Source organism: Nocardia brevicatena NBRC 12119, assembly GCF_000308495.1.
Classification (GTDB): domain Bacteria; phylum Actinomycetota; class Actinomycetes; order Mycobacteriales; family Mycobacteriaceae; genus Nocardia; species Nocardia brevicatena.
Genome location: NZ_BAFU01000215.1, coordinates 1 through 8,666 on the forward strand (window position 1 = coordinate 1; position 8,666 = coordinate 8,666).

Consider the following 8,666-nt stretch of genomic DNA (forward strand, 5'->3'; position numbering starts at 1 on the left):
GACACGGCGGGATTCCCCGCCACGATGAAGCGGCCCCGACCGGAATCCTGGATTCGGTCGGGCTTGTCTCTTCGCGTGGGTACTACGGTGACTCCTACTCAGGACGATGCGCCCTGAGGGTCGCCTAGCTTGTCGTCCAGCACGATATGACCAGGCTCGGACCGGAAAGAGTGACCTCAACGAGACCGTTACCGCGGTCTCTGATGCGATCCTTGGGCACTCGCGCCGGCTTGTCGCCGAACTCGCCGTACCAGAACGCATCCAGGGCCCGCCATGTGTCCTGGTGACAGATCAACATAACGCTACTGACCCCGGCCGCCCGCTGCATCCGCTCGGTGTGCGCGGTTCTTTCCGACCAGCCGGGAAACCATGATTTCGACCCCATGGATCAATACTGGCGGCTCGCACCGACACTAGAGGTGCCGGTAAGAATCCTTCCACCGGCCGCACACGAGGGACGGCCGGGCCCTGTACCAGGCCCGGCCGACGAAGGTGACCGCCTCCGATGGCATCCCTGGTGTTCGTTATTCGATCGGTTGATGGACGCCTCCCGTGATTCCGGTAGTAATCGCCGAAAAAACAACGGATACACCCGTTCTCCCTGGTCGGTGCAGCTGCAAAGAAGAAGTTGAACGGGTCGAAACGGACACCCTGTTCAGTCCGCCAATCAGCATCGGCGTCCCGCCGCGGCCCCTCTCCGGCGTATTCGGTTCCCACCCGACGCACGCCCGGTCACGCTAGACCAAACCCAGCGGCAACCGAAGCGTAAGTACCCGTGGTGGAGGGATTCTTGTACGGGTGTGGTGTCGTTGCGGCGATCCTCCCCGAGAAGGCAGCTATTCCCGATCGGGTACCTGGTCCTTGACTTCGTCGTAGCCGACCTTGGCGGGTGCCTCGGTCGGCGAGTAGATCACGCGGATCACGCCCGTCGGAAACGCCTCCGTCGCCGTCATCCTCAGGTGGTACGGTGCGTCGCCGTCGTCGAACAGCTTGCGGCCCTTACGCGCCGCCACTGGGTGCACCAGGAGGCGCAGCTCATCGACCAGCCCCGCGGCGAGCAGCTGCTGCACCACGGAGATCGAACCGGGGATGAGGATGCCTGCGATGCCGGCATCGGCTTTGAGCGAGGTGACGGCATCGAGGAGATCGCCCTTGATCAGCTCGGAGTTGCGCCAGGAGAACTCCAGCGGCCGGCGCGAGACCACAACCTTGCGCACGTCCCCGAGTTGTTTGGCGAACGGTGCGTCGTCCCCACCCGCCGCCTCGCGGTTGGGCCACGCTCCGGCGAAGCTGTCGTAGGTTTCACGACCGATCAGCAGCACGTCAGCGGTGTCATAGTCCTCGCCTACGGCGCGGCCCATATTCTCGTCGAAGTACGGGAAGTGCCAAGCGGGGTCGATCTCGGCCACGCCGTCGACCGAGATGAACAGAGTAGAGACGACCTTTGCCATCGTGGTGATCCCTTCGAGTCAGGTGGTGTCGACAGGTAGACCGGCGCAGCACCCCGAACTCATCGGTCCGCCACGAATCCGTCCCGACAGAAAGTCGGCATTTCGAGCTCGTCGTGATGCATCGGCCACACGCCACCATCCGGCCCGAACGATCAGAACGAGAGCAAACCCTAGTGGCAGAACGATCGTCTTGCCGAGTCACGTCTGCCTTGGGGTATGCCGTCGTTTGGAGGTACACCCCAATAGACACCAGCCGCCGAGACGAAACACGTCAAAATAGAGTCGGATTCCGGATTATTTGACAGTTGTTCACTGGGTTCATAGAGTCCAGATTGACAACCCGTCGGCGGGAAGGGAATTCGGGATGCGGGTCGGCTACATCCGGGTGAGCACACTCGACCAGAACACCGTCCGCCAACTCGACGGCATCCAGGTCGAGAAGACCTTCGTCGACAAGGCCTCCGGCAAGGACACCTCACGGCCCAAGCTCGACGAGCTGCTCGCGTTCGTCCGCGAGGGCGACGAGGTGGTCGTGCACTCCATGGACCGGCCGGCCCGCAACCTCGACGACCTGCGCCGGCTCGTCCGCATCCTGACCGGCAAGGGCGTGAAGGTGGTGTTCGTCAAGGAGAACCTCACCTTCACCGGCGAGGACTCCCCCATGGCGAATCTGTTGCTGAGCGTGATGGGGGCCTTCGCCGAATTCGAACGTGCTTTGATCCTGGAGCGCCAACGCGAGGGCATCGCCGCCGCCAAGGCCTGCGGCGCCTACACCGGCCGCGCCCCCGCCCTGACCGGTGACCAGGTCGCCCAACTGCGCGAGCGGGCCGCAGCCGGGGAATCGAAGTCGGTGCTGGCCGCCGAATTCGGTATCACCCGCCAAACCGTCTACAACTACCTGCGTGCTCCCGCGCCACAGTGAACACGGTCTCGGGTGAGCGGTGCCGGTGCACGTGTCGGCCTGTCGTGCCATGCTCACGACGTAACTGCCCTGGTCGGAGGAGAACGACGAGATGGCCGATACCGATGACCGACCCACGGTGAAGCTGGTCGCGCACTGCCGCTGCTGTCATGGTTGGCTGCTGTCGCCGCGGTCGGTCGCCGGGGGGATCGGGCCGACCTGCGCGATCCGCGAACGCGCCGAGCAACGCGCCGCCACTGCGGTACAGCAGCCGACCCTGTTCGATATCGCCGCCTGAACCCTTCACGGCGACATCATTCCTGAACAGCCCACCGGCCCGATCGAACTGACGTTTCCCACATAGCGGGAAGTGTTCATCAACCGATCGGTTTACGAACACAGGAACGCCATCGGAGGCGGTCGCCTTCGTCGGCCGGACCCGACACAGGGCCCCGCTGTCCCTCGTGTGCGGTCGGTGACACGATTCATACCGGCATCCCAGCTCCCGGAGCCGACCGTTTATGTTGGACCCGAGTGTTGCCGGGCCTCGGTCGGCTCGCCACACTCACCACGGCAGGGCACACCGCACACCGCCCGGTGTGTCGGCAGAGGAATATCATCCGGTCCTTCCGGGGAGGGCGCTACCGTCCCAGGTAAGTAGCGGTGACTTCTCCGGCTGTACACGAGGAAGCCGGGTGGAGGGCTGTTCGATAGGGAATGAGCTGGCACGGTTCCTCAAGGGCATAGCCGACGGACTACGCACCCGCCAGGTACCGCGCGCGGTTGGGCACATCGACGAGACCTACAGGGGGCCGATAGGCGCGGATGGTCTTCGGGCTGTCGGCCATGGGCACGGTGATGGATGACGATGCGGCGGGCGCCGAACGGCTGAAACACACCATGGACGACACAGGCCAAGGCCGGTCACGGTGAAGAGGAACAGCCCGACGTCGGGCATCTCCCCGGCCACGAAACACACCCTCGGGATCAGCGGGACGCTCCACTGATCGTTGCGGACGAACTCGAGAGAATCCACTTGTTGGGTATCCAAGCAAGATGGGAGAACCCTCAGTACGCGGAGTCGCCGCGCCGGGAGTTCGAAGCCTGGATGCGGTCACCGATCGAAGGACCTCTCCCACCACTGGGCCCGGACTCTGGTCTGAACTGTTGGGAAATGCTGCTGTGGGCCGGGGCTCGGAAAAATGTGATCCCTCACGCCGAGCTTCACAAGATGTATGCACCCCTGGCCGAGTCCAGGCGGAAGGGTGAGAGGCCACTGGGCATGCCGATGTTTGTTCGGCAGCTCTACCCACGCGGGGCGTGGCGTTACACTCCCGGTGACCCCGCCGGCCCGCAACCACAGCGCGGCGATGTGATCACATGGAGTGGTGCCGATAACGCTCCTGCGCATGTGGTGATGGCCACTGGGCGTACGGCCCAGGACGGATCCCCTGAGGTGTACTCGTTCTGGCCGCCTCCAAAACACGGTTTCACAGTGGACCCGGTCACCGGGTTTTCGGACACGGTGACCGATGCAATCCAGCTCACCAGCATCGATGAGCTGCAACCCTTCCTCAACCCACGCTTCAGCCCAACACGGAAGGAGATCATCGTCGGGCGGGGACCGTGGTAGCCGCGCGGTGGGATACATGCTGTGGGCATGCGGGCCCGTGACGGTCGCCGTACATAGGGGTTCCGGTAGTAATCGCGCAAAATCCACCGGAAACCCGCCATCATCGCTGCTGGTCAAGCCATTGTCGTTGTTTTCCGCGCGATCAGGGGTGTCGGGGGTAGTGGTGTAACCGGCCGGGATTCGGTGCTAACGCTTTGACGCCCCGGGCAGGATGTCGGCGAGCTGGGAATCAGTACGGCTGCAGCGACGGGTGCGGCTCGGCTTTTCTGATGAAATCAGGGTTGTATCAGGGTCTGGTCAGGGCGCTTTTCCTGTGCGATTCGCCGCTCACACTGGTCCGGTCTTCGGTATTCGGGGCGCTTGGTGGGAAGGAAAAAGATCGGTCGTGGATAGCTTTCTGTGCACGGTTGTGCTTCTGGCGGCCTTTGCAGCGGCGGCTGTGGCTCTGCGTGTGCTGAACACCCGTAGCGGCGGGTGTCCGCGTAATGCCGCGGTAGGTGAGCAGCGCACGATCTCGCTTGCCCCTCTGGCCGTTCCGCCCGGCCGTCGGTAATCGATCTTTGTGCCCGCGCGGCGCCTGCGCTGGGTTTACAGCAGCAGCTATTGCGGCGGAACATCACGACCGATCCGCGGCAGGTCACTACCATGACCGCTGGCACGGCGGAGTGGCCCCGGTCTTGTTCAAGTTCGGGCATGCGCCTCGAAGGTCATGCCGTAGATTCCGGCGAGCATGGTGGGACCGCGGCGCGGGCGACCAGTGCGGAGATCTTGCGCCTATCTGTCAATGGCCAGTGGGACCTGGCTCTGGCGCACTTTCGATGACCGGCGTGCTATTCGGTGAGTAGGACGCGGCGACGGAGGAGGTCGAAGTTGGCGCGGCCGTACGTGGTTTTTTTGATCATTTGATGCGGTTGACGTGGCCTTCGACGGCGCCGCTGCTGTGTTCGAGGGTGAGGCCGTTGCGGACCGCGTCGTAGTCCTCGAGCAGTCCGGCGGCGAAACCCGCGATGGCCGGGATACCGCTCGATGTGGCTTGGGCGATCCAGGTGTCGAGGTGCCGGCCTTGTCGGTGGCGGGTCATGCCGGCGAAGTCGCTGACGAGCTGGTCGACCTGGCGCAGGGTGGCGCAGCGGTCGAGAACACGGCGTAGTTCGGTCTTGTCCTCGTCGGCGAGCTTGTCGTCCGGACGCATGATCCAGCCGGTGACCTGCCGCGGCTTCGGCGGTGTGTGGACCGTGATGAGCGGCGGCGGGCTGGTGGTCCGCCAATCCTGCAGCAGGCGTCGCACGGTCCGGGGAGAACCACGGTAGCCACGTTCACGGATCTCGTGGTGCAGCGTTGCGGCGTTGTCACAGCCTTGCTCCCAACGTTTCGCCAGGCATGGGAGGTGCTCGTCCAGGTCGCTGCCGCGTCGGCCGACCTCGGTGAGCAGCTGTTCGGGCCCGGCCGCGCGGGCATAGCGACGCACGGTCTTGCGGTCCAGGTTCAGCATCTGGCCGATCCTCGTGATGCCCACACCGTCGCCGAGCAGGGTATGGATCTCCGCGTGCCGTCGTTGGGTGTTTTGCTCACGCACCTGCGATGTCTGCGATATCCGTTCCAGCGGTGGGCCGGGCGCCACCGGCTCGGTTGCGCCCGCCGGTTCGGCAGGGTGGCGCAGGCATTTGCGGTGAGATCGCACGACCCGGTCGACCGCGTCACCGAGGTTGTTGGATCGAGCCGGGGCGCCCCACCGGGGTTTCCCCCGGTGGGTTTCCCCGGCCCGCCCGCCGAACCCGGCGTGCCCATTACTGAGCACCGGGCTCTCCACGAGATCACGCCGCAGGGCGGGGTGATTGCGGGGCTACCAGCCAGGGTGCGGGAATCGTGTTGCCTCGGTAGCGGTATCGGGTGATCGACACCATCGAGAGGTCGAACAATTCGACTCCGTCGAAGGCGATCGGCTGCCACCCCTGCCGGGTATGGAACCGTCGCCGGATAGCCTTCCACGACAAGCGATGCCGGTGCATTACCCACCTGATCATCCGCCACCAGACGAACGTCTTGAGGCGGGCGAAGGTGTGCTTGGCGACCGCGTGCTTGAAGTAGTTGGCCCATCCGCGCTGGATCTGGTTGATCCTGACCAACGCCACCCTGTAGTCCAGATGCGACAACCTCCGGGTCAGTGCCCTGATCTTCCGTTTGAACGCCATGACCGGCTTGTCGGCGACAAACGTATAGACGTGCGATTTGCCCGTTCCCCGTTTCCTCATCCATTTGATGCGGAAGCCGAGGAAGTCGAACCCGTCGGCAAGATGAACAACCCTGGTCTTCGACTCCGACAGGCGCAGGCCCATCGGTGCCAGGACCTCGCTCACCTCGGTGCGCAGTCGCTCGGCGTGCCGGCCGGTGCCGTGGACCATGACGACGAAGTCGTCCGCGTAGCGGACCAGCCGCCATGTGTCCTGCCCCAGCCGGCGCCGACGCTCCCGCTGCCATTTGGTCGCCATCGTTTGTTCCCATTGCTCGACGGCGAAGTCGTCGAGCACGGACAACGCGATGTTGGCCAGCAGTGGTGAGAGGATGCCACCTTGCGGCGTTCCCGAAGTGGTCTCGTTCCGTTCGCCGAGCTCGGTCATGATCCCGGCTTTGAGGAACGACTTCACCAGCGCGAGCACCCGCTTGTCCTTGACTCGTCGCCGCACCCGGACCATCAGGACGGTGTGGTCGATCGAGTCGAAACACGCCTCGATATCCGCGTCCAGCACCCAGCGATAACCCTGGCTGCCGAACAAGTGGATCTCGGCGATTGCGTCCTGTGCGCGCCGGTTCGGCCGGAACCCGTAGGAGCACGGACGGAAGTCCGCCTCGAATATCGGTTCCAGCACCAGCTTCAGCGCTGCTTGAACCACCCGGTCCGCGATGGTCGGGATGCCGAGACGGCGCGGTTTCCCCCTTGTCTTCGGAATCATCCGCTCCCGCACCGGCATCGGCCGGAAACTGCCCAACCGCAGCCCGGCCCGCAACTGTTCCAAGTACGCTTCGGCCCCGAACGCCTTCACGTCGGCGGCGCGGACGCCGTCGACGCCCGGTGTCCGGGCCCCGGAATTGCCTGCGACCCGATCCAACGCCATCACCAGCGTGGCCGGATCACATACGAAGTTGGACACATCGTCGAACCGGAAGCCCTTATCGGCTACCGCCCAACGGTGCAGTTTGGCCTGCATCCTCCGTACCCGCAGCCACGCCGTATCCGGATCGGGCCACGCGACAGGGGCATCCACCCCTGTGTCTTCGGACATTGCAGTATCTCCCTTGCGATCTCGCTGCCGCCCTTCCCCATGTGCGCGGCTTTCCCGTGCTCGGAGTACTACGACGGCTCCGCCCCTTCCCGGCCCGCTCGGCCGACGGCGGGCCCAGCCCGAGCCGTCCGTACTGGCTGCACGGATGCGGTGGGCGGGACCGAGAAGGTTCCCGTGTTCACTGATTGATCGTTCGACGACGTAGGCACCCGGCTATGCCCCCGCGGCATCGCCACGACTACGCCGCAGTCCTTCGCCGTGGCCTCCCGAACGGCCTGTCACTCACCGTGCGGAAGTTCCCCTTCCCAGTCGTCAGGCCGGGAAGGGTGCGCGCCGCGCCCAGCCCAGATCTGCCAGGTTCGAGCTGGTGGCACCTTAGGAGGCTTTAGAACACCGGTTCCCCGCGTATACCTCGTCGTCTCGCTTGCCGGACCCGCACCATCTGGCAGTGCTGACACGTCCCGGCGTTGTCGGGGCCGCTTGCCACTCTTCCCGGCACCTCCCGGGTCGAGCTGCCCCCAGCTTCACCGCCCTGCTGCGACAGGGCGGTGGAGAAGGTCTCCCACCTCCTCACAATCAATCAGCGCCTCACGGCGCACGTGCCACAGATGCCAGCGATCGGCGACCTGTATCGCCTGCGGGGCGCCCTGACGGGCGCCTTCGGCATAGGCGCTGCCTCGGTCTCTGCAGACGACGCGGATGCCGGGATGCCGGCGAAGCCAGGTGGCGACGGTGTCGGCGTCACGATCGGCGAGCAGGTCGACCGGGCGGTGGGTGGCCATATCGATGACCACGGTGCCGTAGACGTGGCCGCGGCGCATCGCGAAATCGTCCACTCCGACTTCGATGAGCTCCCCAGGGGGCGGCACCGGCACGGATCGCACCAACCGCAGCAGGGTCGACCGCGACGCCTCGGCCGCAAGCAGCCGGGTCATCCGCGCGCCGGCACGGCCACCGAGAGCGAATCCGATCCCGGTCAACAGCCTGGTCAGCATCGAGCTACGGCGCTGATAGCGTTCGGTCAAGCCGGGGAACTGTTCAGCGAAAATCCTGCGCAAGCATTCCGGGTTGGTGCATCGGAACCGGCGGACCTGCAGCCGGATCTCCACGGCGCGACCACCCACGGCATGGTCGGTCAGCCGCCGCCGATAGCGACTATGAACCCGCATCGAGGCCACATCACACAGCGGGCAGACCGCTATCGGCGAGGCTGCGGACACTTCGAACCGAACCGTCATCCGCGACGCGGTCACGCCGCTGACGCGGACCTGCGACCAATGCGGGAACAGCAACCGAAGCAGAGCGTCTGCGGCACCATCGACAACCACGGACAGGATCTATAGCCCAATCCGTTGTCCCCTAGCACGATCAGTAAGCCCAAGATCATCGAAAGTGGGAGT

At 64.9% G+C, this 8,666-nt stretch carries 7 protein-coding genes; 3 read left to right on the forward strand and 4 right to left on the reverse strand.

The window, feature by feature from the left end:
* Positions 1-836: 836 nt before the first annotated feature.
* Complete coding sequence (locus tag ON20_RS26480; RefSeq protein ID WP_040839923.1) at positions 837-1,451, reverse strand: dihydrofolate reductase family protein; 615 nt, start codon at positions 1,449-1,451, stop codon at positions 837-839.
* A 364-nt stretch (positions 1,452-1,815) separates the two neighbouring features.
* Between ON20_RS26480 and ON20_RS26485 the strand changes: the two genes are divergently transcribed.
* The 3 genes from ON20_RS26485 (at position 1,816) to ON20_RS38160 (ending at position 3,985) form a co-directional block, all read left to right on the forward strand.
* On the forward strand, positions 1,816-2,373 hold the full coding sequence (locus ON20_RS26485; protein WP_040839925.1) for a recombinase family protein: 558 nt from the start codon (positions 1,816-1,818) through the stop codon (positions 2,371-2,373).
* A 91-nt stretch (positions 2,374-2,464) separates the two neighbouring features.
* On the forward strand, positions 2,465-2,650 hold the full coding sequence (locus ON20_RS26490) for a DUF6011 domain-containing protein (protein ID WP_040839927.1): 186 nt from the start codon (positions 2,465-2,467) through the stop codon (positions 2,648-2,650).
* 1,197 nt (positions 2,651-3,847) lie between these two features.
* The gene (locus ON20_RS38160; RefSeq protein WP_218002636.1) at positions 3,848-3,985 is read left to right on the forward strand and encodes a hypothetical protein; all 138 of its coding nucleotides are present in this window, start codon (positions 3,848-3,850) and stop codon (positions 3,983-3,985) included.
* A gap of 898 nt (positions 3,986-4,883) precedes the next feature.
* Here the strand turns inward: ON20_RS38160 and ON20_RS26500 are convergent.
* The 3 genes from ON20_RS26500 to ON20_RS26510 all read right to left on the reverse strand — a co-directional run bounded on the left by ON20_RS26500 (position 4,884) and on the right by ON20_RS26510 (position 8,504).
* The gene (locus ON20_RS26500; protein WP_157229028.1) at positions 4,884-5,783 is read right to left on the reverse strand and encodes a transposase; all 900 of its coding nucleotides are present in this window, start codon (positions 5,781-5,783) and stop codon (positions 4,884-4,886) included.
* A gap of 16 nt (positions 5,784-5,799) precedes the next feature.
* The gene (ltrA, locus tag ON20_RS26505; protein WP_174361942.1) at positions 5,800-7,266 is read right to left on the reverse strand and encodes a group II intron reverse transcriptase/maturase; all 1,467 of its coding nucleotides are present in this window, start codon (positions 7,264-7,266) and stop codon (positions 5,800-5,802) included.
* Between the two features lie 524 nt (positions 7,267-7,790).
* Positions 7,791-8,504: an ISL3 family transposase gene (locus ON20_RS26510; RefSeq protein ID WP_281032911.1), complete on the reverse strand. Its 714-nt coding sequence runs from the start codon at positions 8,502-8,504 to the stop codon at positions 7,791-7,793.
* Between the last annotated feature and the right edge of the window lie 162 nt (positions 8,505-8,666).

What these genes read in the sequence shown, in the direction of transcription:
- ON20_RS26490 (WP_040839927.1), top strand. Translation starts at nt 2,465, where the DNA reads ATGGCCGATACCGATGACCGACCCACGGTGAAGCTGGTCGCGCACTGC.
- ON20_RS26480 (WP_040839923.1), bottom strand. Translation starts at nt 1,451, where the DNA reads ATGGCAAAGGTCGTCTCTACTCTGTTCATCTCGGTCGACGGCGTGGCC.
- ltrA (WP_174361942.1), bottom strand. Translation starts at nt 7,266, where the DNA reads ATGTCCGAAGACACAGGGGTGGATGCCCCTGTCGCGTGGCCCGATCCG.
- ON20_RS26510 (WP_281032911.1), bottom strand. Translation starts at nt 8,504, where the DNA reads ATGACGGTTCGGTTCGAAGTGTCCGCAGCCTCGCCGATAGCGGTCTGC.
- ON20_RS26485 (WP_040839925.1), top strand. Translation starts at nt 1,816, where the DNA reads ATGCGGGTCGGCTACATCCGGGTGAGCACACTCGACCAGAACACCGTC.